Source organism: Salinispora goodfellowii (assembly GCF_059570675.1).
Genome location: NZ_JCANTD010000012.1, coordinates 64354 through 89823 on the forward strand (window position 1 = coordinate 64354; position 25470 = coordinate 89823).

The 25470-nt window shown below is 70.6% G+C and carries 25 protein-coding genes; 13 read left to right on the forward strand and 12 right to left on the reverse strand.

From position 1 onward, the window contains the following. Positions 1 to 155 precede the first annotated feature (155 nt). From T398_RS14155 to T398_RS14165, 3 genes are read left to right on the forward strand one after another with little or no spacing between them, the layout of a single operon-like run. The gene (locus tag T398_RS14155; protein WP_496447307.1) at positions 156 to 1514 is read left to right on the forward strand and encodes a hemolysin family protein; all 1359 of its coding nucleotides are present in this window, start codon (positions 156 to 158) and stop codon (positions 1512 to 1514) included. Continuing rightward, positions 1511 to 2575 carry a hemolysin family protein gene (locus tag T398_RS14160; RefSeq protein WP_496447308.1) on the forward strand — a complete coding sequence of 355 codons (1065 nt, stop codon included), beginning with the start codon at positions 1511 to 1513 and terminating at the stop codon, positions 2573 to 2575. The genes T398_RS14155 and T398_RS14160 overlap by 4 nt, the downstream gene beginning before the upstream one ends. 23 nt (positions 2576 to 2598) lie before the next feature. Beyond that, a complete protein-coding gene (locus T398_RS14165) occupies positions 2599 to 3522 on the forward strand; it encodes a sporulation protein (RefSeq protein ID WP_496447309.1) in 924 nt (307 codons plus the stop codon). A gap of 51 nt (positions 3523 to 3573) precedes the next feature. On the opposite strand, the gene leuE is transcribed toward T398_RS14165, so the two are convergent. Continuing rightward, positions 3574 to 4236, reverse strand: a complete 663-nt coding sequence (gene leuE / locus T398_RS14170; RefSeq protein ID WP_496447311.1) for a leucine efflux protein LeuE — start codon at positions 4234 to 4236, stop codon at positions 3574 to 3576. A 352-nt stretch (positions 4237 to 4588) separates the two neighbouring features. On the opposite strand from leuE, the gene T398_RS14175 reads away from it, so the two are divergent. Continuing rightward, positions 4589 to 6061 (forward strand): glycerophosphodiester phosphodiesterase family protein, encoded by a 1473-nt coding sequence (locus T398_RS14175; protein ID WP_496447393.1) that lies wholly within the window; start codon positions 4589 to 4591, stop codon positions 6059 to 6061. A 104-nt stretch (positions 6062 to 6165) separates the two neighbouring features. Here T398_RS14175 and T398_RS14180 read toward each other — a convergent pair whose 3' ends face one another. From T398_RS14180 to T398_RS14190, 3 genes are read right to left on the reverse strand one after another with little or no spacing between them, the layout of a single operon-like run. Then, complete coding sequence (locus tag T398_RS14180) at positions 6166 to 6435, reverse strand: flavin reductase (RefSeq protein ID WP_496447313.1); 270 nt, start codon at positions 6433 to 6435, stop codon at positions 6166 to 6168. Beyond that, on the reverse strand, positions 6432 to 6701 hold the full coding sequence (locus T398_RS14185; RefSeq protein WP_496447314.1) for a hypothetical protein: 270 nt from the start codon (positions 6699 to 6701) through the stop codon (positions 6432 to 6434). Before T398_RS14185 ends, T398_RS14180 begins: the two co-directional genes overlap by 4 nt. After that, positions 6701 to 6922 (reverse strand): hypothetical protein, encoded by a 222-nt coding sequence (locus T398_RS14190; protein ID WP_496447316.1) that lies wholly within the window; start codon positions 6920 to 6922, stop codon positions 6701 to 6703. Before T398_RS14190 ends, T398_RS14185 begins: the two co-directional genes overlap by 1 nt. Before the next feature lie 206 nt (positions 6923 to 7128). Here T398_RS14190 and T398_RS14195 point away from each other — a divergent pair, with 206 nt between their 5' ends. From T398_RS14195 to T398_RS14205, 3 genes are all read left to right on the forward strand, one after another. Further along, positions 7129 to 7896, forward strand: coding sequence for a Scr1 family TA system antitoxin-like transcriptional regulator (locus tag T398_RS14195; RefSeq protein WP_496447317.1), 768 nt, complete (start codon positions 7129 to 7131; stop codon positions 7894 to 7896). Further along, complete coding sequence (locus T398_RS14200; RefSeq protein WP_018253577.1) at positions 7887 to 8078, forward strand: DUF397 domain-containing protein; 192 nt, start codon at positions 7887 to 7889, stop codon at positions 8076 to 8078. Before T398_RS14195 ends, T398_RS14200 begins: the two co-directional genes overlap by 10 nt. 404 nt (positions 8079 to 8482) lie before the next feature. Continuing rightward, positions 8483 to 9871 (forward strand): autotransporter outer membrane beta-barrel domain-containing protein, encoded by a 1389-nt coding sequence (locus T398_RS14205; RefSeq protein WP_496447319.1) that lies wholly within the window; start codon positions 8483 to 8485, stop codon positions 9869 to 9871. Positions 9872 to 9974: 103 nt separating this feature from the next. On the opposite strand, the gene alsS is transcribed toward T398_RS14205, so the two are convergent. The 5 genes from alsS to T398_RS14230 form a co-directional block, all read right to left on the reverse strand. Next, on the reverse strand, positions 9975 to 11654 hold the full coding sequence (alsS, locus tag T398_RS14210; RefSeq protein WP_496447320.1) for an acetolactate synthase AlsS: 1680 nt from the start codon (positions 11652 to 11654) through the stop codon (positions 9975 to 9977). Between the two features lie 249 nt (positions 11655 to 11903). After that, complete coding sequence (locus tag T398_RS14215) at positions 11904 to 13034, reverse strand: CoA transferase (RefSeq protein WP_491636675.1); 1131 nt, start codon at positions 13032 to 13034, stop codon at positions 11904 to 11906. Further along, entirely contained in the window at positions 13031 to 15184 is a 2154-nt protein-coding gene (locus tag T398_RS14220; RefSeq protein WP_496447322.1) for a 3-hydroxyacyl-CoA dehydrogenase NAD-binding domain-containing protein, read from the reverse strand. The genes T398_RS14215 and T398_RS14220 overlap by 4 nt, the downstream gene beginning before the upstream one ends. Before the next feature lie 14 nt (positions 15185 to 15198). Further along, positions 15199 to 16413, reverse strand: coding sequence for an acetyl-CoA C-acetyltransferase (locus T398_RS14225; RefSeq protein ID WP_496447323.1), 1215 nt, complete (start codon positions 16411 to 16413; stop codon positions 15199 to 15201). Next, the gene (locus T398_RS14230; RefSeq protein ID WP_496447325.1) at positions 16403 to 17563 is read right to left on the reverse strand and encodes an acyl-CoA dehydrogenase family protein; all 1161 of its coding nucleotides are present in this window, start codon (positions 17561 to 17563) and stop codon (positions 16403 to 16405) included. The genes T398_RS14225 and T398_RS14230 overlap by 11 nt, the downstream gene beginning before the upstream one ends. A gap of 123 nt (positions 17564 to 17686) precedes the next feature. On the opposite strand from T398_RS14230, the gene T398_RS14235 reads away from it, so the two are divergent. After that, positions 17687 to 18340, forward strand: a complete 654-nt coding sequence (locus T398_RS14235) for a TetR/AcrR family transcriptional regulator (RefSeq protein WP_496447327.1) — start codon at positions 17687 to 17689, stop codon at positions 18338 to 18340. A gap of 640 nt (positions 18341 to 18980) precedes the next feature. On the opposite strand, the gene T398_RS14240 is transcribed toward T398_RS14235, so the two are convergent. Continuing rightward, positions 18981 to 19331 (reverse strand): hypothetical protein, encoded by a 351-nt coding sequence (locus T398_RS14240; RefSeq protein ID WP_496447328.1) that lies wholly within the window; start codon positions 19329 to 19331, stop codon positions 18981 to 18983. 34 nt (positions 19332 to 19365) lie between these two features. On the opposite strand from T398_RS14240, the gene T398_RS14245 reads away from it, so the two are divergent. Beyond that, positions 19366 to 19542, forward strand: a complete 177-nt coding sequence (locus T398_RS14245; RefSeq protein ID WP_496447329.1) for a VHL beta domain-containing protein — start codon at positions 19366 to 19368, stop codon at positions 19540 to 19542. 58 nt (positions 19543 to 19600) lie between these two features. Here T398_RS14245 and T398_RS14250 read toward each other — a convergent pair whose 3' ends face one another. Together T398_RS14250 and T398_RS14255 are read right to left on the reverse strand one after the other, a co-directional pair. Beyond that, complete coding sequence (locus tag T398_RS14250; RefSeq protein WP_496447331.1) at positions 19601 to 21013, reverse strand: sensor histidine kinase; 1413 nt, start codon at positions 21011 to 21013, stop codon at positions 19601 to 19603. After that, positions 21010 to 21765: a response regulator transcription factor gene (locus T398_RS14255; RefSeq protein ID WP_496447333.1), complete on the reverse strand. Its 756-nt coding sequence runs from the start codon at positions 21763 to 21765 to the stop codon at positions 21010 to 21012. The genes T398_RS14250 and T398_RS14255 overlap by 4 nt, the downstream gene beginning before the upstream one ends. A gap of 197 nt (positions 21766 to 21962) precedes the next feature. Here T398_RS14255 and T398_RS14260 point away from each other — a divergent pair, with 197 nt between their 5' ends. The 4 genes from T398_RS14260 (at position 21963) to T398_RS14275 (ending at position 25420) form a co-directional block, all read left to right on the forward strand. Beyond that, positions 21963 to 22769: an LmeA family phospholipid-binding protein gene (locus T398_RS14260; RefSeq protein ID WP_496447335.1), complete on the forward strand. Its 807-nt coding sequence runs from the start codon at positions 21963 to 21965 to the stop codon at positions 22767 to 22769. A gap of 51 nt (positions 22770 to 22820) precedes the next feature. After that, entirely contained in the window at positions 22821 to 25052 is a 2232-nt protein-coding gene (locus T398_RS14265) for an MMPL family transporter (RefSeq protein ID WP_496447337.1), read from the forward strand. A gap of 99 nt (positions 25053 to 25151) precedes the next feature. Beyond that, the gene (locus tag T398_RS14270; protein WP_496447339.1) at positions 25152 to 25295 is read left to right on the forward strand and encodes a hypothetical protein; all 144 of its coding nucleotides are present in this window, start codon (positions 25152 to 25154) and stop codon (positions 25293 to 25295) included. Next, positions 25277 to 25420, forward strand: coding sequence for a hypothetical protein (locus T398_RS14275; protein WP_496447340.1), 144 nt, complete (start codon positions 25277 to 25279; stop codon positions 25418 to 25420). The genes T398_RS14270 and T398_RS14275 overlap by 19 nt, the downstream gene beginning before the upstream one ends. Positions 25421 to 25470: the final 50 nt, after the last annotated feature.

Below are 25470 nucleotides of genomic sequence, written 5' to 3' on the forward strand. Positions count from 1 at the left end.
CGCCGAGACCCTTCCGGCACCGCCAGCGTACTTTCAGGTACTCCCGATAAAATGGGTGGCATGATCGACTCGTCTGCCCAGGAGGGCAGCAGTAGCGAGCCGGGTAATGCCCGGCTATCCCTGGCCCCGAAATCGACAGGAGCCCTGAAGCTCCCGTGTTGATCGTCGTTGGGCTCCTCTTCATCGTTGTCCTCACCGCAGCCACCGGTTACTTCGTGGCCCAGGAGTTCGGCTACGTCGCCGTAGATCGGGGCAAGCTCAAGCAGCGTGCCGCCGAAGGCGACACTGCCTCGGCCCGGGCCCTGGAGGTGACCGGGCGGCTGTCGTTCATGCTCTCCGGCGCCCAACTCGGCATTACGGTCACCGCACTGCTGGTCGGCTACGTCGCCGAGCCGTATCTCGGTGCCGGCCTCGCTGATCTGCTCGGTTTGTCCGGAATGTCTGATCAGGTCAGCGGGCCGCTATCCGTCGCGTTCGCGCTGCTCATCGCCACCATCGTGCAGATGGTGCTGGGTGAGTTGGCGCCCAAGAACCTCGCAATCGCCCGCCCCGAGGCGCTCGCTCGGGCGCTCGCCGGCTCCACCCTGATCTACCTCAAGGTCGCCGGTCCAGTGATCAAACTCTTCGACCGGGCCGCCGTCCGGCTGCTCCGCCGGGCGGGTGTCGAGCCTGTCGAGGAGCTGCCCAGCGGGGCGACCCTGGAGGATCTGGAGCAGATCATCGCCGAGTCCCGCGAGGGCGGGCACCTGACCGCGGAGATGTCCACCCTGCTGGACCGCGGCTTGGACTTCCGGCAGCTCACCGCCGGGGAAGCCATGGTGCCCCGGGTCGACGTGCACACCGTCCGCGCTCACGAACCGGTCAGCCGCGTCGTCGAGCTACTGGAGACCGGCCGTTCCCGGTTCCCCGTCCAGGGGGCCGAGGGCGTTGACGACGTGATTGGTGTGACCGGCATCGCCGACGTGCTCGGCGTGCCGTTGGAGCGCCGGGCCACCACCCCGGTCGGTACGGTGGCCGTTCCCCCGCTGCTGGTGCCGGAGACCCTGCCGTTGCCGACGGTGCTGGACCGGCTGCGCTCCAGCCATCGGCAGCTCGCCTGTGTGGTGGACGAGTACGGCGGCTTCGCCGGCGTGATCACCTTGGAGGACATCGCCGAGGAACTGGTGGGGCCGATCCGCGACGAGGATGATCCGCCCGAGCGGATACCGACCCGGCAGCGCGATGGCTCCTGGGTGGTGCCGGCCCGCTGGCGGATCGACGAGGTCGCCGACAGCACCGGTATCTCGCTGCCCGTGGCCCCGGAGTACGACACGCTCTCCGGGCTGGTCATGCGGGAGCTGGGCCGGGTACCCGAGGTCGGCGACCGACTGGAGGTCGCCCTGCCGGCAGACGGGGATGAGGCGGCGGCCAGCCCCCGGGCGCTGGTTGAGGTGCTCGTGGTTGACCGGCACGTGGCCGACTCGGTCCGGCTGCGCCTGCAGGAGTCGGAAGGCCAGCCGGAGGTGCAGGCATGAGCGTCGGTGTTGCCCTCACGGCCTCGGTGGTCCTGCTGGCGTTGAACGGGTTCTTCGTCGCCGCCGAGTTCGCCCTCGTAGCGAGTAAGAGTTACCGGCTGGAGCAGGCCGCCGCCGGTGGTGGCCGGGGTGCCCGGGCCGCGTTGGACGGCGTACGCGAGCTCTCGCTGATGTTGGCCGGTGCGCAGCTCGGCATCACCCTGTGCACGCTGGGGCTGGGTGCGCTGGCCGAACCGGCGATCGAGCAGCTGCTCAGCCCGCTGCTGTACGCGGTGGGCCTGCCCAGCGCGGCGAGCCACGTGATCGCGTTGATCTTCGCGCTGAGCCTGGTGACCTTCCTGCACCTGGTGGTGGGGGAGATGGCGCCGAAGTCGTGGGCGATCACCGACGCGGAGCGGTCGGCGACGTTGTTGGCGCTGCCGTTCCGCGCTTTCGCCCGGGTCGCCCGGCCGGTGCTGTCGGCGCTGAACTCCCTGGCGAACGGCATCCTGCGGCTGGTCAAGGTCCAACCACAGGATCAGCTCGCCCAGGTGCACGGCCCGGAGGAACTGCGGCTGCTGCTGGAGCAGTCCCGCGAGCACGGGCTCCTCGGTGCCGAGCAGCACGAGTTGCTGACCAGCATGCTGCAGTTGCAGGGCACCACCGTGGCCCAGGTGATGGAGCCGTTCGACCGGATCGTCACCGTGCGACGGGATGCGGATGCGGGCCAGATCGAGCAGGTCAGCCGCGACAGCGGGCGGTCCCGCCTGGCGGTGCTCGACGAGGCCGGTGACGTGTGCGGGCTGGTGCACGTACGGGAGGCGGTTCGGGCCGCGGCCAGCCGTCCGACGGCGACCGCCGAGAAGCTGATGACGACCGCGTTCACCCTGCCCTCGTCCGCCACGGTCACCGAGGCGGTGGCGGCGATGCGGGCCCGGCGTTCCCAGTTGGCGTTGGTCCGCAACGGTGGGGGGCCGACCCGTCCGGTCGGTTTTGTCGCGCTCGAGGACCTGCTGGAGGAGGTCATCGGCGAGTTCGACGACGAGACGGACCAGGTTCCGCGGGGACGGCGGTTGCGCTGATCTGGTCTGGGTAACCGGGGCCGGTGCGGTTGACGGGGGTGTCGCCGGAGTCCGGCCGGACGGGGCTGACCGTCCGGACCGCGTTGGCCAACCCGAGCACCCGTCCGGGCCTGCTGCTGCCGGGGCGGGTGACCGTCAGCGCCGGCCCGGTCGACGTTCCGGTGCTGCATGTCCGGCTCGGTCTGGTCACATCGGCCGAGCCGGACGACCCGGAGGCCCCCCGGCGGCTGGTGCAGTTCCATCAGGCGGAGATCGCCACCGGGTTCGTCCTGCGCGCCGGGCGGGCCCGCAGCATTCCGTTCTCGTTTCCGATGCCGTGGGAGACCCCGGTTACGGTGGTCGGCGGAGCGCCGCTGCTCAGCTTGCGGATGGGGCTGCGTACCGAGGTGGCGATCGAGCCCGGGCTGGATCAGGGTGCGATGGTGCCGCTCTTCGTGCACCCGCTGATCGCCCAGGCGCACATTCTCACCACCCTGGAGATGCTGGGGTTCCGGCTGCGGCAGGCCGGCTCGGTCGCCGCCCGGTTGCCCGGGGTCGAGCAGCAGCTAGCGCTGCACCAACGGCTGGGCTACTGGGTCGCGCCGTTGTATTCCGGGCCGATCACCGAGCTGGAGGTGACCTTCATTGCCAACTCCGCCGGTCTCGAAGTGCTCCTCTGGTGTGATCGTCGACTGGCGCTGGCCGGGATCACCCACCAGAGCATCAGCCGGTTTCGGATCTGGCAGGACGGTGCCGAGCGGCAGGACTGGGTGGCGACAGTGGATGGGTGGCTGCGGAGCGCGATCAACCGGCACGCGGCGATGGCGGCGCACGCCGACTGGTCGGCCCCGATCAACGAGTCCGCCCATGTGAGTCGACCTCCGGATGCGCCACTGCCGCCGGGAATCGGGCTGGGCGGCACGGCCGGGGGCCCGGGCGTCGGCGGCGGCGGTGGCGATGGCACGTGACCCCGGGGCGGGTCAGCCGCTGGTGGCGGCGATGGCGGGTGACCCGGTGGGTCAGCCGATGGCGAGCTTCAGGCTGAAGCCGAGGAAGAGCGCACCAACCGTGGTCGTCCCGCCCGCGGCCAGGCGGCGGCGTTGGTGGAACTGGGCGGCCAGGAAGGTACCCGCGAAGATCAGTACGCTCAGGAAGAGCGCGCTGATGAGCTGCGCGATCGACCCGAGCAGCAGGAACGACAGTGCCGGCCAGGGGTAGTGCGGGTCAACGAACTGGATGAAGAATGAGACGAAGAAGAGGATCGCCTTCGGGTTGAGCAGGCTGATCACCAGAGCTCGGCGGAACGGGCTGGGTGGTGGGGTGGGGTCGTCGGCGTCGAGGAGTCGCGGTGCGGCCGGGTCGTGGCGGGTCCGCCATCGCTGCCAGGCCCCGCGCAGCATCCCCAGGCCCAGGTAGCCCAGGTAGGCGGCACCGACATACTTGATCACCAGGAAGAGCGGCGGGTACGCCTGGAGCAGGGACGCCACCCCGGCGGCCGAGAGGATCATCAGGACTCCGTCACCCACGAACACCGCGCTGGCCGCGCGGTAGCCGACGGCCACGCCACGGCGGGCGGCCGTGGAGAGCACGAAGAGCGAGTTGGGTCCGGGCAGCATGATGATCGCCACGGTGCCCAGCACGTACGTCCAGATGTCGGTGATCCCCAGCACGCCGGACATCATGCCGGTGCCGACACCACCGGGGCGAGTCCGTTCCCGGGCGCTGGCCTGTGTCGTTGGCCACCGAGGGCCAGGCACGGGCGGTGCGAACGGTCAGGCGGCCGAGACCGAGCGCGAGCGCGAACATCAGCGCGTAGCCCGAGACGGAGCCGGAGGTGTAACTAAAGATCTTGAACGTCCGGCATCAGCATGTCAGGACCTGTTTGCCGCGTTGTTACCGCTGGGGCCCGCGTTTCGTGGTGGGAGACCGGCAGGATGACGGTGGTTGCGCTGGCACTGGCGCAGGCCGTTGATCAATGTGTTGTCTACCCGGGAGTTGCTCGTGCGTAGGAAATGGTGGAGTGGGGCGCTGGCCGTGGTGACGGCGGGTGTGGTGGTCGGTGTGGCTCCGACGGTGGCGGGGGCCAAGGCCACGGCCGGGACCACGCCGATTGCGGGGTCGGCGCTCGCCCAGACCGTCGAGCCGGCGCCCGCGCACACCGTCGAGCCGGCGCCCGCGCACACCGTTGAGCAGGTCCGCAAGCAGTTCCTGCAGCACGGTCCGGATGCGGAGGTGCTGGTGGTGGCGCACCGTGGGCACTGGCGCGCCGCACCGGAGAACTCACTGAAGGCGATCAGGTCCGCGGTGAAGGCGGGCTCGCACGTGGTGGAGATCGATGTCCGCCGTACGGCTGACGGTCACCTGGTGTTGATGCATGACAGCACGGTGGATCGGACGACGAACGGTACCGGTGCGGTGTCGGAGTTGACGCTGGCCGAGGTGAAGCAGCTGCGGCTGAAGGTGGGCCTGGGCGGTGACCAGGCGCCGTTGACCGGTCAGCGGGTGCCGACCCTGGCCGAGGCGATGGCGGTGGTGAAGGGCCGTGCCCTGGTCAACCTGGACAAGGTGTGGGACATCCGGGACGAGGCGTACGACGCCCTGGTCGACACCGGCACTCTGGACCATGCCCTGTTCAAGAGTTCGGCGCCGGTCGCGGAGGTTGAGCAGTTCCTCGCCACCGACCCGGAAATCCTCTACGTCCATGTCGTGAAGGAGGAGAACGCCGCCGACCTCGACGGGTTCACCGACCACCAGCCGGAGGCGTACGAGCTGGTCTTCGACCGGCTCACCGAGCCGCAGATCCAGCCGGCGGTGGTGGCGGAGCTCCGCGAGCGGGCCCGGGTCTGGGTCAACACCCTGTGGTACGGCCTCGCCGCCGGTTACACCGACGAGTCGTCGTTGCGGGATCCGGCGCAGGGGTGGGGTGCGGTGGTGGATCGGCACCAGGCGGACATGATCCAGACTGACAACCCGGAGCAGTTGGTCAGCTGGTTGGCCAGTCGGGACCAGGAGCGCGGTGGTCCGGGGGAGTGGCCGTCGTTGCCGAAGGGTTCGGTACGGGTGCAGGCCGAGGATTACTCGCTGGCGGGTAAGGGGATCGGCTACCACGACCTGGATGACGAGAACCGGGGTGGCACGGTGGCTCGCCAGTACGAGGGCGTGGACATCTGCGACAACAATGCCGCGATCGTGATGTGTTGGATCCGCGGTGGTGAGTGGGTCAAGTACACGGTCGAGGTGCCGAAGTCCGGCAGCTATCGGGTGAGCGCCCGGATGTCGTCGCCGTACTTCCCGGCGGGGCGATTCTCGATGACCTTCGACGGTCAGTCGACGACTGGCCCGGTGGACGTGGTGGGCACGACCTCACCCGATGCCTTCGAGCTGCAGGAGATCGAGGGGACCCAGTACCTGCGTCGGGGTACGCACGAGTTCGAGGTGCGGATGGACGAGGACGCCTACCAGAACTTCAACATCGACTACTTCCAGTTCGACCGCGTCAAGCACTGAATCCGCTGATCCGCTGACTGGCGCGGATCAGCTTCCGAAGGCGAGTGGCCACCCCGGTCCGCCCCCGGGGTGGCCACTCGCCTTCGGCGTAACAGCCGCCGTCGCTATACCCACAGCAGGAATCGGCGGTACAGGTCGGATGCCGTGTGGGTCTGGACCTGGGCGAGTTGTTCGGACGCTTCGGACATGAGGGCACCCAGGTAGATCCGCAGCGCGGTGCGGTCGGTGCGGTATTCGGTCAGGAGGGCGTGCCGGGCTGCCGGGCAGGGCCACTCCGCCTGGCAGGTGCCGCACCCCCAAAGCGGGCGCATCGGTAGGTGCGGCCGGTCGGCGGCCGGGTCGCCCGGACCCGGGGGCCTGGGGCTGGTCGTCATCGCAGCACCCGGAGTCCGATGGCGGCCACGACGATCACCAGGACCAGCGCCGCGATCAGCTGGTGCCGGGTGGTGGCGGGCGGTGTGGGAGCGGGCGGCGTGCTCGGCCGCACCCGGTCGCCGTCAGGCAGCGGCGGCGCCCCGTGCGGGTCGCGGTACGCGCGCCGTTCGGGGGACGCCGGCTGGTCGGGGCGTGCGGGCCGGTCGGGGCTCGCCGGCTGGTCAAGGTGTGCCGGTCGGTCGGCGGTCGGGTTGTCGTCGGCCATCACAGTCTCCGCAGCCCCGCGAGTACCACGGTGAGGATGTCGGCACCGGGAACGGTGTGGACGACGCGGGCCCGACCGACCGCCCGCCCACCGGAGAGCAGTCGCTGCAACTCCACGTCGGACACGGTCGCCGCGTGGTCGGGGTTGATCGCGTCAGCGAGCGCGGTGCGGCGCGTTCGTCGCGGTAGGGGCGGTGGTGGCGCGGTGGTGGCTGTTGGCATGGCATCTCTCCCGCGGCTGGTGTGGTGTGGACTGGACCGCCCACCGCCTTTCTCCTGGTGGTGGGGCGGTCCGGCAGCGCCTCCGGCGGGTCGGGCCCTCCACCGGCTCACGCCGTCTACGGGCAGTTTTCCGACAGTTGTGGGGCGAACACACCGCGTAGTACTAGGTTTTTGGGACGTCTGGAACGTTTGAGGGAGGTTGGAGCATGAACCACGCAGTCATCGCGGCGATGGCGGAGGCGGGTGAGACCGCCGAAAGCCTCGCAGCTCAGATCGGGGTGGATCCGAAGACGGCCGCGAAGTGGGCGAGCCGTGGCCGGATTCCCCAGACCCGGCATCGCGCGAAGGTGGCCGCGATCCTCAAGCGGGAGGTGGAGGACCTGTGGCCGGATGCGGTGCGGCGCCGCGAGCCGGCCTGGTTCCGCCCGTGGGTAGACATCGAACGGGAGGCGGTGTCGATCCGCACTTTTGAGCTCGCGTGGGTGCCGGGCCTGCTGCAGACCGCGGCGTACGCGCGGGCGACCCTCGCCGGCGAGGCGCTGAGCCCCGAGGCGGTCGAGGAGTTGGTCGACGTGCGGATCAAGCGGCAGGCGATCCTGCGCCGAGACCGGGCACCGATGTTCATCGCGGTGTTCGACGAGTTTGTCCTCCGCCGCTCCGCCTACGGCGACCGCGCGTTGATGCGGGAGCAGTGCGAGCAGTTGGCGACCGCCGCGGAGTTACCGAACGTGTCGATCCACGTCGTGCCGCCCTCGGTCGGTATGCACCCCGGGCTCGGCGGTCCGTTCACCCTCGCCGAGTTGGAGAAGGGCACCGTCGTGGCCCATGTGGACAGTCAGGCAAAGGCGCAACTGGTCGATGGTGTCACGGATATTGCTACGCTGAGTCGACGGTGGGAACGCATCCGGGGGGAGGCTCTCTCCCGGGCGCAGTCCCGAGACCTGCTCAGGGAAGCGGCGAGTTCATGGACCTGATCGGCGCGCAGTGGCGCAAGAGCAGCAAGAGTGGCAACAACGGCGGTAACTGTGTCGAGGTCGCCGGTAACCTTCCCGGCGTCGTGGGGGTCCGGGACTCCAAGGACCCGGCCGGGCCGGCGTTGGTCTTCGGCCCGGCGGCGTGGCGGGCGTTCGTCGCCCAACTCCCCGGCCAGCCCTGACCCCACCCACCGGGGCAGCCCCGACTCACCCACCGGGGCAGCCCCGACCACTCCGTCAACACCGAACCCCCAACCCGGCCCGTCTGCCAGGTTGGGGGTTCAGTCGATCTGGGTGGGGCGACGTGCGGATCAAGCGGAAGGCGATCCGGTGTCGGGACCTGCCGGGGGTTGGCCAGCCGATCTTCAGTGCTCGGCCCTCATCGAGGTGGGCCGAAGTGATCACCCGGCAAGGCTCATCCTGTATGTACCTTTTTGGGGTACTTTTCGGGTTTGCAGGCCAATGTGAATTTTACTGGCTTAGCTCAAGGAGGTTGCTGCCGCCTGCCGGGTAGCCGAGGAGCAGCCGATCCGCCTCTGGGGCGGTCGGTTCCTCGCCGTTCACGGGGAAGGACGTAGAGATCGCCATGAACCATCAGCGTCAGGAGCGCGAACTGTGCCGCTCTGGCTCACGTGGGGCGGGTTCACGGTGGTGGGCTGTTGGACTGGCCGGCGTCGCCGGCCTGGCCCTCACCGCCACCACGGTCGGTGCCTTCGGCGGGCCGGCCGCCGGCGCCGTCGGAGGGGCTGTCGCTAGGGCTAGCGCCGACGATCAGCCCGGAAAGCCTGATCGGCGTACCGCTGAGAGCCACCGCACCGAAGGCAAGGCCGACGGCGAGGTGCAGGGGAAGAAGCGGGAGAAGTCGAAGGGCGTTCCGGTGCCCTGTGACGCCGACAAGCTGATCGCCGCGATCACCCTCGCCAACGCCCGCGGCGGCGCCACCCTCGACCTCGCCAGCAAGTGCACCTACCTGCTCACCGCCATCATCGACGACGCCGGCCTCCCCGCCATCACCACCCCCATCACCCTCAACGGCGGCAAACACACCACCATCGAACGCGCCGCCGCCGTCGAACAATTCCGAATCCTCACCGTCGACACCGGCGGCGACCTCACCCTCAACCACCTCACCATCACCGGCGGACAAACCGACAACGACGGCGGCGGAATCCTCGTCAACACCGGCGGGGCGCTCACCACCAACCACAGCACCATCACCCGCAACATCGCCGCAGATAACGGCGGTGGCATCGCCAACGACGGCACCGCCCGGGTCAAACACTCCACGCTCAGTCGCAATACCGCTGGCGTTCTCGGCGGCGGTGTCACCAGCTCCGGCGTGCTAGAAGTAACCGATTCCAAGGTACGCGCAAATGTTGCCGCCGCCGGTGCTGGGGTGGCAAGCTCGGGTAGTGTGCTGGTTCAGCGCAGTGTCATTTCCGACAATTCGGCCGAAGATGTTGTCGGTGGCATTATCGTGAATGGCGGTACGGCTGTTGTCGAGGACAGTAGCGTTTCGAGCAACACGGCTGTCGGGGCGGTCGGTGGAATCCTTGCCAACGTTGGCACGCAGGTGTACCTCTCCTCGGTCACCCTCGCCAAGAACGTCGCGGGCGAGCTGGCTGGCGCTCTGGCCATTGAGACGGGCGGCACAATGTCTGTGGTGGACAGCGCTATCGAGGATAATCGGGCGAGCACCAATGGTGGTGGAATCTACAACGCCGACGAGCTGACGCTATTTAACACGAAGATCGTCGGGAATCAGGCCGACCTGGGTGGCGGCATCTACAACGCCGCCACGGGGACGGCCACGCTGTACAACACCAAGGTCATAAAGAACATCGCGGTCACCGACGGCGGCGGCATCTACAACGAGGCGGGTGGCACGGTCCTGCTGAACCCCGCCACCGGCACTGTGGTGATCAAGAACCGGCCGAACAACTGCTCCGGCATCGTGCCCGACTGCGCCGGGTAGCGAATCGCGCACAATCCGATTCACGAGGGTCCCGTTTCGCCACGTGCCGGCGAGGCGGGACCCTCCGCCGTTCCCACCGTGGGCCCTTTCGCTCGGGCGGCGGCTAGTCGAAGCTGTCCGGAAGCAGGCTCTGGCCCAGATGGATGTTGCGCACCGAATTGATGGCCACATCGACGACCGACGGGCCGGGTTCGGCAAGCGCACGGGGCAGTACGTCGACCAGTTCCTCCTCGCTGGAAACCCGGTAGCCGTTCGCCCCGAATGACCGGGCATAGGCGGCGGAGTCGAGGAACCCCAGGTCAACACCGTGGGCGCGGCCGTATTTGAGCCGCTCCTCGAAGCGCGTCATGTCGTAGGCGTCGTCCCGGAAGATGACATGCGTGAAGGTGAGGCCGAGGCGTACCGCGGTCTCGAGTTCCGCGCTGGAATACAGAAATCCGCCGTCGCCGGAGACCGACACCACCTGTCGTCCTGGCCGTACGAGGCAGGCAGCCATGGCCCAGGGCAGGCCGACGCCGAGGGTCTGTTGGCCGTTGGAGAACAGCAGGTGCCTTGGCTCGTGCACGCGGAAGTGCTGCGCCATGTGCAGGTAGAACGAGCCAATGTCGCAGGCCACCGTGGCGTCGTCGGCCAGCAGCTCACGCAGCTTGAGGACGACTGCCGGCGGTTCGAGGCCGCGGGAGTCGTCCGAGGCGGAGCGCGCCTCCAGGTCGATCTCGGCGAGCGCCCGCCGTTGGGCGTCCATCAGCTCCCGGAACTCGGGCTCGAGGCGGAGCCCGGCGAGCGGTCCGGCCAGCTGCCGGAGCGTGGCGGCCAGGTCGCCCCGTAGCTCGAGCGTCGGTTGGTAGTGGTTGCCGATTTCCGCGGGGATGGAGTCGAGGTGCACGATGGTGCGCGTCGAATCGGTGTTCCAGGCGGCGGAGGCGTACTCCACCTCGTCGTAGCCGACGGTCAGCAGCAGATCCGCGTGTGCCATCACGACGTCGCCGGGCAGGTTGCGGAACACCCCGACTCGCCCGGCCCAGTGGTGGTCGAGTTCGCGGGACAGCACCCCGGCGGCCTGAAAGGTCTCCACGACCGGAAGCTCGGTCTCGCCGATCAGGGCACGCAGGGCGTGGCTGGCCTCCGGTTCACCGGAGCGCATGCCCGCGAGCACCACCGGCCGCCGCGCCGAGCGGATGAGCCGTACCGCCTCGGCGATCGCCTCGGGCGGCGCCGCGTTCAGCCGGGGCACCGGCGCCGGCCGGTGCAGGGTCTGCGCGGTCGACGCGGCGAGTACGTCTTGGGGAAGCACCACCGCGGCGGCTCCTCGGGGCTCGGTGGTCGCCGTCCGGATGGCCTTGCTCAGCGCCTCGCACACGTTGTCCGGGTCAGAGACCTCGCCGGTGTATTTCGTCACCGCGGCGAGCAGGGTGGCGGAGTGGAATGACTGCTGCGCGCGTTTGAGCCGATCAACGCGGGACACCGCACCACAGAGGGCGATGACCGGATCCTGCTCCGTCGACGCCGTCAGTAGGCCGGTGGCGAGGTTGGCGGTGCCGGGCCCGGACGTCACCAGCACGGCACCGGGGGTGCCGGTGAGTCGGCCGACCGCCGCGGCCATGAACGCCGCGTTCTGCTCGTGTCGGCACACGATCAGCTGGGGCCCACCATCCGCCAGCGCGTCGTACATCGCGTCGATCTTGGCTCCGGGGACCCCGAAGATGTACTGCACGCCGTACGCCTGCAACACCTCGACGACGCGTTGTGCCGCGCAGTTCGAGGTCGACTCTGTCGTATCCATCGGTGCCCTTCTCCCGCAGGCGCACTCCACGTGTTTCCTCCCACCAGCCGGGGCCTACCCGTGATGAGCGAACTCATGCTGGGTTGGCGAAAGGCGCCCCGATACTCGCTCGCGAAGCGCGCAAGAGCATGGATGCCGGGAGCCTTCCCGGCGTCGTGGGTGTCCGGAATCCAAGGACCCGACCAGCCCCGTAGACACTGAACCCCCAACCCGAGCCACCGGTGGTGCGGGCCGCCGAGCCGTGCCCGGTCAGGCGTGCGGCGGCCAGGCGTCCAGGACGGCTTCCACCGGGAGCACGTCACGCTCCGGATCGGGGGCCTGCGTCGGTGCGTCGGTGGGCGTGCGGTCGAAGCGGGGCGCTGGGGCGGGCTGGAGTTCACCGCCCACATCGACGAACGCGCCCCGGGCGGCGTTGTGCGGATGCTGGTGGGCCTCGCCGGGGGTGAGCACCGGGGCAACGCAGGCATCCAGGCCGGCGAAGACCGCCGTCCACTCGTCCCGGGTCCGTTCGGCGAACCGTTCGGTGAGCCGCCTCCGCAGCTCGTCCCATCCACCCAGGTCGTACTGGGCGGGCAGGTCCTCCTCGTCGGCGAGGCCGAGGCCCGTCAGGAGTACGGCGTAGAAGGCCGGTTCCAGTGCGCCGACGGCCATGAATCCGCCGTCGGCGGTGGCGTACGTGTCGTAGAACGGCGCCCCGCCGTCCAGTAGGTTGTGCCCGCGCGGTGCCGCCCACCGGCCGTTGTCGATGAGCCCGTGCAGGAACGCGGTGAGCAGCGCCGACCCGTCCACCATGGCCGCGTCGACGACCTGGCCGACGCCCGAGCGTTCCCGTTCCAGCAGTGCGGCCAGCACGCCGACGGCGAGCAGCATGCCGCCGCCGGCGAAGTCGCCGAGCAGGTTCAGCGGTGCGTGGGGGCGCTCACCGGCCCGGCCCAGCGGTTCCAGTGCGCCGGCGACCGCGATGTAGTCGATGTCGTGCCCGGCTCGGGCCGCCAGCGGTCCATCCTGACCCCAGCCGGTCATCCGCGCGTACACCAGCCGTGGGTTGCGCTCCTGGCACACCTGCGGGCCGAGGCCGAGCCGCTCGGCCACCCCCGGCCGGTACGCCTCGACCAGCACGTCGGCCCGTTCGATGAGGCTCAGCAGGTCCGCCACCCCCTCGGGGGACTTCAGGTCCAGTGTGGTGACCCGCCGTCCGCGCTGCAACGGCCCGCCAGTCGGCGCGGCCAGCCGCCCCGCTCCCGGTGCGCCGGGCCGGTCCACCCGCACCACGTCCGCGCCGAGGTCGGCGAGCACCATGCAGCCGAACGGCGCCGGGGCGAGGCTGGCCAACTCGACCACCCGAACCCCGGCGAGCGGCCCACCCCGCGCCGCCGTCACGCGACGTCCGCCGGTTCGGCGGGTCGAACGGCGAGCCGCTCGACCAGGTCGGCGGGAGGCGTGAACCGGTCCCCGTAGCGGTCGGCCAATTCGGTGGCGCGGGCCGCGAAGCCCGCCGGGCCGCCCGCGTACTGCCGGACGTAGCGGATCACCCCGCCGGTCCAGGCCGGGAAGCCAATGCCGAAGATCGAGCCGATGTTGGCGTCGGTCTCGGTGCGCAACACCCCCTCGTCGAGGCAGCGCAGCGCGTCCAGCGCCTCGATGAAGAGCATCCGTTCCTGGAGGTCGGTCAACGGCACCGCCCGGCCAGCGTCGGTGATCAGGTCGGCGAGACCGGGCCACAACCGTCCTCGGGTGCCGTCGTCGTACGAGTAGAAGCCGAGCCCGGCGGCGCGTCCCGACCGCTCGTGCACGTCCACCAGGTCATCGACCAGCCGGTGCGCGGACAGCGGCAGGAACTCGGCGCTGGTGGCTTCGAAGTGGCGGCGGATCCGCTGGATCAGGGTGAGGCTCACCTCGTCGGCCAGCGCGAGGGGCCCGGTCGGGTAGCCGGCCTGCAACGCGGCCTGTTCGACCGACGCGGCCGGTACGCCGTCGGCGACCATGCCGACCGCCTCGTCGATGAACCGGCCGATGACCCGGCTGGTGAAGAAGCCTCGGCCGTCGTTGACGACGATCGGGGTCTTGCCGATCCGTCGGCCCAGGTCGAACGCGCGGGCCAGCGCGCGGTCGCCGGTCCGTTCGCCGACCACGATCTCCAGCAACGGCATCCGGTCGACGGGGGAGAAGAAGTGCATGCCGATGAAGTCGGCCGGCCGGTCCACGCCCTCGGCGAGCCCGGTGATCGGCAGGGTGGAGGTGTTGGAGGCGGCCAGCGCGTCCGGTGCCAGCGCCGGCAGGACCTCGGCGAACACGGCCTTCTTCAGCGCCGGGTCCTCGAAGACCGCCTCGATGACCGCGTCGCAGCCGGCGAGGGCGTCCAACTGGTCGGTGGTGGTGATCCGGTCCAGCACCGCCTGCGCGTCGGCCTCGGTGGCGCGGCCCTTGCGCACCTTGCGGGCCAGCAGCCGCTCAGCGTGCTGCCGGGCCCGGCCGGCGGCCTCCGCCGTGACGTCCTTGACCACCACGTCGATACCGCCACTGGCGCATGCGTACGCGATGCCCGCGCCCATCATGCCCGCGCCGAGCACCGCCACCTTCCGCACCGGCGGGACGTCGATGGACGGTCGGGCGGCACCGCCGTTCACGGCCTTCAGGTCGAAGAAGAACGCCCCGATCATGTTCTTGGCGACCTGCCCGATGAGCAGGCCGATCAGGTGCCGGGTCTCCACGGTGAACGCGGTGTCCACATCGACCTGCGCGCCCTCGACGGCGGTGGCCAGGATCGCCTCGGGCGCGGGCAGCCGGGCGCCCTTGAGCTGCTTGCGCAGGGAGGCCGGGAAGGCGGGCAGTTGTGCGGCCAGCGAACGGCTGGCCGGGCTGCCGCCGGGCATCCGGTAGTCCGGCCGGTCCCACGGCTGCTTCGGCTGCGGGTTGGCCGCGATCCAGCCTCGGGCGTGCTCCAGCATCTCCGCCTCGGTGGCCACCACCTCGTCGACCAGGCCGGCGGAGAGGGCGTCGGCCGGGCGCATCCGGCGGCCGGTGAGCAGCACGGTGGTTAGCGCGCCGGCCAGGCCGAGCATCCGGACGGTCCGGGTGACGCCGCCGGCACCGGGCAGCAGACCCAGCGTCACCTCGGGCAGCCCGAGCCGCGAGTCGGGGGCGTCCAGCGCGATCCGGCGGTGGCAGGCGAGCGCGATCTCCAGGCCGCCGCCGAGTGCGGAGCCATTGACCGCGGCGACCACCGGCCGGCCCAGCGTCTCCAGGCGGCGCAGGTCCCGTTTGATGGTGCTGAGCAGGTCGGCGAGCGCGGGCGCGTCCTCGCGGGTGGTCCGGATCATCTCCGGCAGGTCACCGCCGGCGAAGAACGTCGACTTCGCGCTTGTCACGATGACTCCGGCGAGATCGGGTTCGGCCTCCAGCCGGTCGAGCACTGCGCTCATCGACGCGGCGTACGCCCGGCTCATGGTGTTGGCGGACTGGGTTGGGTCGTCCAGGGTGAGCGTGACGATGCCGTCGGCACCACGGTCGTACCGGATAGTGTCGGTCATGGTCGTCCTCCGGGTCAGCAGCGCTCAAGAACGGTGGCGACGCCCATGCCGCCGCCGATGCACAGGGTCACGACGGCGCGACGCAGGTCGCGGCGCTCCAACTCGTCCAACGCCGTACCGAGCAGCATCGCCCCGGTCGCGCCGAGCGGATGGCCGAGAGCGATCGCACCACCGTTGACGTTCACCCGGTCGGGATCGAGGTCCAGGTCGCGGACGTACTTGAGGACCACCGCCGCGAACGCCTCGTTGATCTCGAACAGGTCGATGTCGTCGAGGGCCAGCCCGGCGGCGGCGAGCGCCTTGCGGGTGGCCGGGATCGGGCCGGTCAGCATCAGCGTCGGGTCGGAGCCGGTGACCGCCGCGCCGACGATCCGGGCACGCGGGGTGAGGCCGAGGTCCCGGCCGACCTGCTCCGAGCCGATCAGCACCAGCGCCGCGCCGTCCACGATGCCGGACGAGTTGCCGGCGTGGTGGACGTGCTCAATGGCCTCCAGCCAGTGGAACTTCTGCAACGCCACCGCGTCGAAGCCGGCCGCCTCGCCCATCACGGCGAAGGACGGTGTGAGCTTGGCCAACGCTTCCCGGGTGGTCTCCGGGCGGAGATGCTCGTCCACGGTGAGGATGTCCAACCCGTTGCCGTCCCGGATCGGCACCACCGAGCGCGTGAAGTGCCCGCTGGCCCATGCCTTGGCGGCCCGTTCCTGCGACCGCACCGCATAGCCGTCCACGTCGTCGCGGGTGAAGCCCTCCATGGTGGCGATCAGGTCGGCGCTCACACCCTGCGGCACGAACGACGTGGCCAGCGCCGTCTGTGGGTCGGTGGCCCAGGCCGCGCCGTCGGAGCCCATCGGAACCCGGGACATCGACTCCACCCCGCCGGCCAACAGCAGGTGTTCCCAGCCGGAGCGGATCCGAGCGGCGGCCGAGTTGACCGCCTCCAGCCCGGAGGCGCAGAACCGGTTGAGCTGCACCCCGCCCACCTCGTCTGGCAGCCCGGCCAGCAGTGCCGCTGCCCGCGCCAGGTCACCGCCCTGTTCGCCGACCGGAGTGACGATGCCGAGCAGCATGTCCTCCAACCGGCCGACATCCAGGCCGGGATTGCGCTCGCGCAACGCATCGATCAGGTTGACGACCAGCGAGATCGGCTTGACCCCGTGCAACGCGCCGGTGTCCCGGCCGCGTCCACGGGGTGTGCGGGCCGCGTCATAGATATACGCCTCAGAGCGCACGGGCGATCAACTCCTTCATGATCTCGTTGGTGCCGCCGTAGATCTTCTGGACGCGCGCATCGGCGTACATGCGGGCGATCGGGTACTCCGTCGTGTAGCCGTAGCCGCCGAAGATCTGCAGGCACCGGTCGACGACCTCGCACTGCCCGTCGGTGAGCCACGACTTCGCCATCGCGGCGGTCGCCACGTCCAGGTCGCCTCGGCTGTGCCGGACGATGCAGTCGTCCAGGAAGACCCGGCTGACCCGGGCGCGGGTGGCGCACTCGGCGAGCACCATCCGGGTGTTCTGGTGCCCCATCAGCGTCTTGCCGAAGGCGCTGCGCTCCTTGGCGTACGCGACGGTCAGCTCGACGGCGAGTTCCATGGCGGCGACGGCGCCGACGCCGATCACCAGCCGTTCCTGCGGGAGCTGCTGCATGAGCTGGACGAAGCCCAGCCCCTCGGCGCCGCCGAGCAGGTTGGCCGCCGGCACCCGCAGCTCGTCAAAGAACAGCTCGGCGGTGTCGTTGGCGTGCAGCCCGATCTTGGACAGCAGCCGGCCCCGGCGGAAGCCCTCCGGGTCGTCGCCCACCTCGCAGACCAGCAGGGAGACGCCGGCCGCCCGCTGCTCGGGGTCGGTCTTCACCGCCACGATGATCAGATCGGCCAGGCCGCCGTTGGTGATGAACGTCTTCGCGCCGCTGACCAGGTAGTCGTCGCCGTCATGGACGGCCCGCGTGCGCATCGCCTGAAGATCCGAGCCGCCGTCCGGCTCGGTCATCGCGATGGCGCCGACCAACTCTCCGCTGCACAGGCCGGGCAGCCAGCGTCGCTTCTGCTCCTCGCTGCCGTACGCCACGAGGTAGCCAGTGACGATGCCACTGTGGACGGCAAGCCCGAGGCTGCTCTCCCCGACGTACGCCTGCTCGTGCAGCAGCGCCGCCTCGTGGGTGAAGCCGCCGCCCCCGCCGCCGTACTCCTCGGGCACGGACAGGCCGAGCAGCCCCAGCTCACCGGCGCGCCGGTACTGCTCGCGGTCCGGGTGACCCTGCGCCAGCAGGCGGTCGGCGTGCGGCAGTACCTCCTTGGTGAAGAAGGTGCGGGCCAACTCGGCCAGGTCGTCGTGCTCCGGCTTACGCCAGGGCGAGCGGGAGCCATCGGTCGTCGGCATATCCACCACCCTGAGGCACTGTTGGCGGCGTGTCAATAAGTCCGAGAGGGAGCCGCGCGCAGGTCGCCGGTGGACGAAGACCGATCTCGGTTGCGGGCGTGCGCCGCCGATAGGATCGGGCAGATGAGTGTCGAGACCGCGCCGCGCCGCCGGCGCCTGGAGCCGGACGCCCGGCGTGGGCAGATCTTGGCGTGCGCGGTGCAGCTGTTCGGCGAGCGCCCTTACCCGGACGTGTCGACCACCGACGTGGCCCGTGAGGCGGGGGTGGCACGGGGTCTGGTCAACCACTACTTCGGCACCAAGAAGGACCTCTACCTGGAGGTCGTCCGGGTCATGGTGACGATCCCCGAGGTGGCCGTGGAGCGGCTACCCAAGGGTGACCTGCGTACCCGAATCGACGCCAGCGTCTCCTGGTTCCTGGACGTGGTGTCCCGACACAGCACGTCGTGGCTGGCGGCGGTCACGGCGCGGGGTATGGGCGGCGACGCCGACGTGGAGCGGGTGCTCGCCGAGGCCGAGGAGGTCGCCGCCGACCGGATGCTGGTCGCGGTCGGCCTAGCCGGCGAGGGTCCGCACCGGGAGGAACTGCGGGGGATGGTCCGGGCCTACGGCGGGCTGGCCACCTCGACCGCCCGGGAGTGGATGCAACGCGGAGCACTCACCCGTGCCCAGGTGCACCTGCTACTCACCACCACGCTGCTGACCATCGTCGAGCAGGTAGTCCCGCTGGCAATCGGTACTGCCGCCCGCCCCAAGGACGGCCCGCCCGCCGGCTGACGCCCGTCGGTCGGGAGAAGGGCCCGCGACGACCGAGACGAGGCCAGCCGGCTGAGTCCGGTCGGTCTGGTGGAACGGCCACAGCTGGGCCGCCGTGGGTGTGCCCGGACAGTTGCAGATCCACGTCGGCCGCCACCGCGTCGCCGATCTGCTTCGGCTGGTGCGCCAGCGGCAGCACTGTCCGTGCTGCCGGCACGGGTCGGCGGACTGACCCTGGCCGCGTGAAACGCCAAGCCAGCGACTATGCGCCCCGCTGCGCCGCCCCGACGACCCGAGGGTATCTCGACCCCCAACCAACCTCCGCTGCGCCAAATTGACCGAAAATCACATTTAACCCACAATCGGTCCCGCGTCGTTACCGATGATCACCCCCGTACCCGGGAGCGGAGCCCATGACCGAGACACCCAAATCCGGCAACATCCCTGCCGACGAGCCTTCCGTGCGCCCATCACCCGGCATCAGCCACCGACTGGGTGGGCCACCCCATTCTGCCGGCCCACCGGATAGCGCACCCCAGCCAGACAACGCCGCCCGGTCGAACAGCCCGTCCGGGTCGGACAGCCCCGGTCGCCGGACCCTACGCCCCGGCGGGGGGTTTGCGAGTGCTCGCCGTTCGGCCCCGCGGCGGCTGCGGCGCGGTCACCTCGTTGCTGCGACTTTCTTCGGGATCGTCCTGACCGCGTTTGCCGTCAAGGCGCTCCAACAGCTATCAAAGGAGTCGTCGCCTCCCATCGCCGCCGCCCCGTCCGCCAGCGACGAAGTCAGGCCGCTCGCCCCGTCATCCGAGCAGTCGCCGACCCCGTCCCAGTCCTCGACACCCACACCTGCGGCCAAGGCCGCTGTGGCCGCCCGCCCGTCAGCGCCCACGACTCCGCCGCCGACCACCAAGGCGCCGGCATCGGCATCGCCGACACCGAGTGGGCTACCGGCCCTTTCCCCGTCCGACCCGGCCTGCGAGAAGTCGGGGAGCGACCCTACTTCGACAAGCATCGAATTCCATAACGAACGACAGGAGACGATCCAGGTGTACTGGGTCAGCTACGACGGGGAGCGTAAACACTATTTGCATGTCCCACCCGGCCATTCAAATTCTTTAAAGAGCCCTACCACTCATCCGTGGGTGGTGACCACCGATGACGGCAAGGACGTGGCCTGCTACGTACCGACGGTGACGCCGACGGCTACGGCGGTGGTCCGCTAGGAGGCCGCGTAGCCAGGGCAGAGCTGGGGGCGACCCCGACCGGGCCGGTCCGCGCCGATCACGTGGTGGCCGCTGGCAGCCGTACGGTGACCGTCAGTCCCTGCCCGGGTGTCGAGTCCAGTGCCGCGGTGCCGCCGTGTGCCTCGGCGATGTCCCGGACGATGGCCAGGCCCAGTCCGGTGCCGCCGGGTGCGGCCCGGCCGGGGTCGGCCCGCCAGAACCGGTCGAAGGCGTGTGTGAGCCCCGGGGTGTCTAGTCCGGGCCCATCGTCGCGAACGACGAGAACGGCGTCCTCGTCGTCGCGGTGGACGCGAACCTCGACCGCTGTGCCGGGTGGGGTGTGCCGGATCGCGTTGCTGACCAGGTTCTGCACCACCTGGCGGAGCGCGGTCGTGTCGCCGGTGACGGTCACCGGCTCGTCCACGGTGAGGGTGAGTCGATGGTGGGCGGCGGTGACCCGGAGGCTGTCCAGCACGTCCGTGCAGAGGCGGCCCAGGTCGACCTCGTCGTGTGCCAGCGGTTGGTGCGCGTCCAGCCGGGCCAGGGTGAGGAGCTGCTCGACGAGCGCACCCATCCGCGTGCTCTCGGTGCGGATTCGGCGCATCGCCTCATCCACGCCGTCCCAGTCGGTGATTCCGTCGTTGAGGTAGAGGTCGGCCCAGCCGTGTACCGCGCTCAGCGGGGTACGGAGCTCGTGTGAGGCGTCGGCGACGAACGTCCGGGTCAGCGCCTCGCTGCGCTCACGCTGGTCGAATGCCTCGTTGAGGGCGGTGGCGACGGTGCCGATCTCGGTGCGTGGGTCGCCCACGGGTACGCGTTGGCGAAGGTCGCCGCGGCCGATGTCCCGGGCGGTGTCGGCCACGGCGCGCAGCGGTCGTAGCCCGGTGGTGAGCACCAGCCGGGCCAGCGCCACCCCCAGGACGACGATGAGTAGCCCGGCGATCCCCTGGACCAGGACCAGCCGGCGCAGCGTCGCCGCGTTGTCCGCCAGGGACACCCCGACCACCAGCCCGGCCACCGGACGGACCTGCCCGTTGAACTCCACTGGGAGGGCCTGCTCGGGAGGAAGCAGCTCGCGGCGCACCCGCAGCGCCGTGTCCGGATCGGCGCCGATGGTCACCGGGTGCGCCGGCAGTTCGTTGACTGGCGGCACTACGGGCGGCCGTGAGTCACCGTGCTGTAGTGGGTGCCGGGCCAGCACCAGGTCGCCCTCGGCGTCGTAGAGGGCCAGGTAGGCGTTGGCGGGTAGGAGCTGTTCCATGCCGGCGGTGGGCATGGCCGGCCCGGCCAGGCGGGCCCGCGCTAACCCCCGGTCGAGGACCAGCTCGATGGTGTTGTCGACCCGTTCGTCGAGGAATCGACGCAACGCCAGGTAGGCGGTGACATCGGCGGCGAGCAGCCCGACCACCAGCAGCGCGACCGTGCCCACCAGCAGCCGGCCGCGGAGGCTCCGTACGGCCGGCCGCCTCATTCGGGCGGTTCCCGCAGGACGTAGCCGAAGCCGCGCACCGTGTGCAGCAACGGCGGGTCCGAGATGTCGATCTTGCGCCGGAGCTGGCTGACGAACTTCTCCACCACCCCCGGATCGCCGGGGAAGTCGTACTGCCAGACCTGGACCAAGATCTGCTGCTTGGACAGGACCCGGCCGGCGTTCTCCAGCAGGTGCCGCAGCAGCCGGAACTCGGTCGGCGACAGCTCGACCGGCGTACCCGCCCGGGTGACCGTGTGCGCGTCCTCGTCGAGTTCCAGATCGGCGACGGCGAGCCGGTTGGCCGCACCGGGCCGCCCACCGAGGCGGCGCAGCACCGCGTTCACCCGGGCGACCACCTCCGCCACGCTGAACGGCTTGGTGATGTAGTCGTCGCCACCGAGGTTCAGCCCGGTGAGTCGGTCCTCCAGCGAGTCCTTCGCGGTCAGGAAGACCACCGCGAGCTCCGGGAGCCCGCGGCGCAGGTCGTGGACCAGGTCGAAGCCGGAGCCGTCGGGAAGCATCACGTCCACGATCGCCAACTCCGGAGCCAGTTCACCGGCGACGGTCAGCGCCTCGGACCGGGAGCCGGCGGACCGGGCGTCGAACCCGGCGACCCGTAACGTGCGTAGCAGCAGCTCGGCCAGCGCCGGCTCGTCGTCCACCACCAGCACGCGGGCCCGCCAGACCGAGCTCAGCTCGGCGGTTGAGCCCGGCCGCGGTTGCCGGGCGGAACGTCCTGTCGGTCCGGCCATGGCGTCAGTATCTCCGGCGTGGGACCGGGGAACCTGCCAATCGGCTGCCGAACGGCTGACGGTTTGCTGAAGGTCCGACGGACCGTCGGCCGAACGGCCCCGGGTGCGGACCAGGTCCGAGTCGCCTGATCCGGATCGTCAGCAAACCGGAAGGTACGCCGGAGGGGACCGGCAGGTCGGTGCGGTTGCCTTGGGGCATGAGCCGGACTGATCTGCCGACCAAGGCCCGCCGACCGAGCCGGACCTCCGCCCGGAGCCGGACCAGGTCCCGCCGTACCGACCGCTCGCTGGCCCGCCGGTTGCGGTTGCCGCTGGTGCTGGTCGTCGTAGCGCTGGTGCTCTCCTACGGCGCCGATCGGTTCCTCGCCGCCGCAGTCGAACGGCGGGTGTCCGCGGCGGTCGGTTGTCGCCTCGACGGCGCCGAGCTGACCACCTCGCTGCCCGGCCCGCTCATCACGCCGCGACTACTCACCGGCGACCTGGGCGACGTGACCGTGCAGGGCATCCTCGACACCGAGGCCGGGTCGACCCACCTCCAGCTCTCCCTGCATGACGTGCACGCCCGGCCGTTCACGGACGAACCGGTTGACGTCGCCGGCGCCGAGGCGACAGTGACCCTGCCGTACGACCAACTGCCCGGCACCGAAGCGGGCCAGCAGCGGTTCGAGAACGCCGGTGACCAACTCGTCGTGGTCCGGCCGGGCGTGGTCCTGGGCGGCGACATCCGCGTACTCATGGATCTCGCGTTGGCCGGCGAGGAACTGGTGCTCACCCCGGCCACGGTCGAGGTGGCCGGGCAGCAGCTGCCCGTGGACCTGGTCGCCCCGCTGCTCGCCGGACGCGACCCGGAGCTCGCCGGGCAGCTGGAGCCGCGCCGCGTCGCCCTGCCGGGCCTCCCGAACGGTCTGACGCCCGACCACGTCGCCGTTGGTCCCGACGGCCTGACCCTGCAGGCCAGCCTCGACACCAACGAGCTCACCGCCGCGGGCGACTGCCGCGCGTGACGCCCCTCGATCCGGTGCCCCAGGCCCACCCCACTCCCTTCGGAGGTTTCCTTGCGTAACGCCCTGTACTCGTACGGCCGGCTGGCGGCCCGCCGGCCCTGGCAGCTGCTCACCGCCTGGCTCCTGGTGGCCGCGGCCGTCGTGGGCGCGTGGGTGACGGTGGGCACCAGTATCGACGACGGCATCACCATCCCGGGTAGCGACAGCAGCCGCGCGCAGGAGATCCAGAATGCGGTGTTCCCCGCCTCCGCGCTCGGCAACGGCACCCTGGTGTTTCACGACCCGGACTCCGCGGTCACCGCGCCCGAGGGACGGGCGGCGATCGAGGCTTCGCTGCTGGCGGTGCGGGATGTGGAAGGGGTGACGCAGGTGGTGCCCCCGTTCCCGCAGGAGCCCGGCCAGCCCGCGCCGCGGATCAGCGCCGACGGGCACACCGCGTACGCGCAGGTCTACTTCGACGTGCCACCCGCCGCCCTCGGCGAGCAGGATGCCGACCGGGTGTTGGCCGCGGCCACCCCGGCGATGGACGCCGGGCTGGAGGTGCTCCCCGGGGGTCAGCTCGCCCAGGCGGCGGCCGGCGATCCGGGGCACCGCAGCGAGTTGATCGGCCTGGCCGTGGCCGCCGTCGTCCTGCTGGTGGCCCTCGGCGCGGCCGCGGCGATGGCCCTACCCCTGCTCTCCGCGCTGGTCGGGCTGGTGCTCGGGCTCGCCGCCATCGGGCTGCTCAGCCAGGTAGGAGCGATCCCGGACATCGCGACGACGGTGGCGAGCATGATCTCGCTCGGCGTCGGCATCGACTACGCGCTCTTCATCGTCGTGCGGTACCGCACGGCCCGGCAGGAGGGGCAACCACACGAGCGGGCGTTGGGGGTCGCGGTGGCCACCGCGGGCGCGGCGGTGCTCTTCGCCGGTGCCACCGTCGCCGTCGGCCTGGGCGGGCTGTTGCTGGCCGGGCTGCCGTTGTTGACCTCGCTGGGGTGGACCGCCGCCGTAGCGGTCGGGCTGTCGGTGGTGGCCGCGGTCGGTGTGCTGCCGGCCGTCCTCGGGGTCGTCGGCTCGCGGCTGGACGTTGGGGCACTGCCCCGGCGTCGCTCGAAGAAGGCACCGAAGGTGGGCTGGTGGCACCGGATCGGCGAGCGGACGGCCCGGCGGCCGTGGCTGGCGGTGGTCGGCTCGCTGCTGGTGCTGGCGGTCTTCATCGCGCCGGTGGCGGACCTGGAGCTCGGCCAGCAGGACGGCGGCCACGACCCGGTCGGTACGCCCACCCGACAGAGTTACGACCTGCTGGAGTCGGCGTTCGGCCCGGGCGTGAACGGGCCGCTGCTGGTCGTCGCCGACCTGGGTGACACCGCTCAGAGCGACCCGGCCACGGTGCAGCGGCAGGCCGTCGCCCTCAGCTCCGCCCTGGCGGACGTGCCCGGCGTGCAGTCCGTGCAGGGGCCGCGGGTCTCCACCGACGGCAGTGGCGCGCTCTGGCAGGTGGTGCCGACAACCGCGCCCAGCGACCCGGCCACCGGTGACCTCGTCGCCGAGCTGCGCGAGGAGATCCTGCCACCGCTGGCCACCGACGGTACGCAGCTGCACGTCGGCGGCCAGACCGCCGCGAAGATTGACTTCACCGACCAGGTGGCCCAGCGGCTGCCGCTGGTGCTGGCGGTGGTGATCGCGCTGAGCTTCCTGCTGCTGGTCGTCCTGTTCCGCTCCTTCGTGATCCCGCTGACCGCCGCGTTGATGAACCTGCTCTCCGTCGGCGCCGCGTACGGCATCCTCACCTTCGCCTTCGCCGAGGGGCACCTCACGGGGCTGCTCGGGTTGGACGGGCCGGTGCCGATCGAGAGCTACATCCCGCTGATCCTCTTCGCGATCCTGTTCGGGCTGTCGATGGACTACGAGGTCTTCCTGGTCTCGTCGATCGCCGAGCGGTGGCACGCGGTCCGGGACAACCGGCGTGCGGTGGTGACCGGGCTTGGCTCGGCGGGACGGGTCGTCACCGCGGCAGCGTTGATCATGTTCAGCGTCTTCATCAGCTTCGCCGGCCAGGACAACCCGTTGATCAAGATGTTCGGGGTCGGGCTCGGCGTGGCGGTGCTGCTCGACGCGGTGGTCGTCCGCGGCTTCCTGGTGCCGGGGATCATGGTGCTGCTCGGCCGCGCCAACTGGTGGTTCCCCCGCTGGTTGGACCGGCTGATGCCCCGGGTCGAGCTGGAGGCGTCCCCCGTGACTGACGAGACGACCGACGGGCTTCCGCCGGCCGACGCCCAGGTCGCTCTCGAGGCCAGGTAACTGTCCGGGGCGGCGTGCGGTAGTGAGGTTGAGGGTGCCGGCGGTGCGGCGGGCTCATCGATTGGCCCGTACGACTCGTACGAGTTGTACGTTTGGTCCATGAGTGAGCCCGCCGCCGAACTCCCGATCTCCGACGCTCGCGACACCCTTGCGGAGGTGGTTTCCCGCGCCCACTACACCGGCCGAATCACCTACGTCACCCGCCGGGGCAGCGCCTCGCTGCCGTGGTCCCCGCCGAGGTAGCCGAAGCGATCGAACGAGCAGAGGATGCCGCGGACGTCGCCGTTGCCCGAGAAGCCCTGGCCCGCATCGATGCTGGCGACGCTCCGATTCCGCTGACCCAGCTGCGCGACGAGTTCGGCCTGTGACCACCCCTCGGCCACCGTAGCGATATCTACGACACACTCTGAATTGGCTA

Coding starts and splice junctions, on each gene's coding strand:
- T398_RS14250 (WP_496447331.1), bottom strand. CDS start 21,013: ATGAGGCGGCCGGCCGTACGGAGCCTCCGCGGCCGGCTGCTGGTGGGC.
- T398_RS14205 (WP_496447319.1), top strand. CDS start 8,483: ATGAACCATCAGCGTCAGGAGCGCGAACTGTGCCGCTCTGGCTCACGT.
- T398_RS14185 (WP_496447314.1), bottom strand. CDS start 6,701: ATGGCCGACGACAACCCGACCGCCGACCGACCGGCACACCTTGACCAG.
- T398_RS14230 (WP_496447325.1), bottom strand. CDS start 17,563: ATGCCGACGACCGATGGCTCCCGCTCGCCCTGGCGTAAGCCGGAGCAC.
- T398_RS14255 (WP_496447333.1), bottom strand. CDS start 21,765: ATGGCCGGACCGACAGGACGTTCCGCCCGGCAACCGCGGCCGGGCTCA.
- T398_RS14235 (WP_496447327.1), top strand. CDS start 17,687: ATGAGTGTCGAGACCGCGCCGCGCCGCCGGCGCCTGGAGCCGGACGCC.
- T398_RS14220 (WP_496447322.1), bottom strand. CDS start 15,184: ATGACCGACACTATCCGGTACGACCGTGGTGCCGACGGCATCGTCACG.
- T398_RS14190 (WP_496447316.1), bottom strand. CDS start 6,922: ATGCCAACAGCCACCACCGCGCCACCACCGCCCCTACCGCGACGAACG.
- T398_RS14260 (WP_496447335.1), top strand. CDS start 21,963: ATGAGCCGGACTGATCTGCCGACCAAGGCCCGCCGACCGAGCCGGACC.
- T398_RS14240 (WP_496447328.1), bottom strand. CDS start 19,331: ATGCTTGTCGAAGTAGGGTCGCTCCCCGACTTCTCGCAGGCCGGGTCG.
- T398_RS14195 (WP_496447317.1), top strand. CDS start 7,129: ATGAACCACGCAGTCATCGCGGCGATGGCGGAGGCGGGTGAGACCGCC.
- alsS (WP_496447320.1), bottom strand. CDS start 11,654: ATGGATACGACAGAGTCGACCTCGAACTGCGCGGCACAACGCGTCGTC.
- T398_RS14200 (WP_018253577.1), top strand. CDS start 7,887: ATGGACCTGATCGGCGCGCAGTGGCGCAAGAGCAGCAAGAGTGGCAAC.
- T398_RS14180 (WP_496447313.1), bottom strand. CDS start 6,435: ATGACGACCAGCCCCAGGCCCCCGGGTCCGGGCGACCCGGCCGCCGAC.
- T398_RS14160 (WP_496447308.1), top strand. CDS start 1,511: ATGAGCGTCGGTGTTGCCCTCACGGCCTCGGTGGTCCTGCTGGCGTTG.
- T398_RS14270 (WP_496447339.1), top strand. CDS start 25,152: ATGAGTGAGCCCGCCGCCGAACTCCCGATCTCCGACGCTCGCGACACC.
- leuE (WP_496447311.1), bottom strand. CDS start 4,236: ATGATGTCCGGCGTGCTGGGGATCACCGACATCTGGACGTACGTGCTG.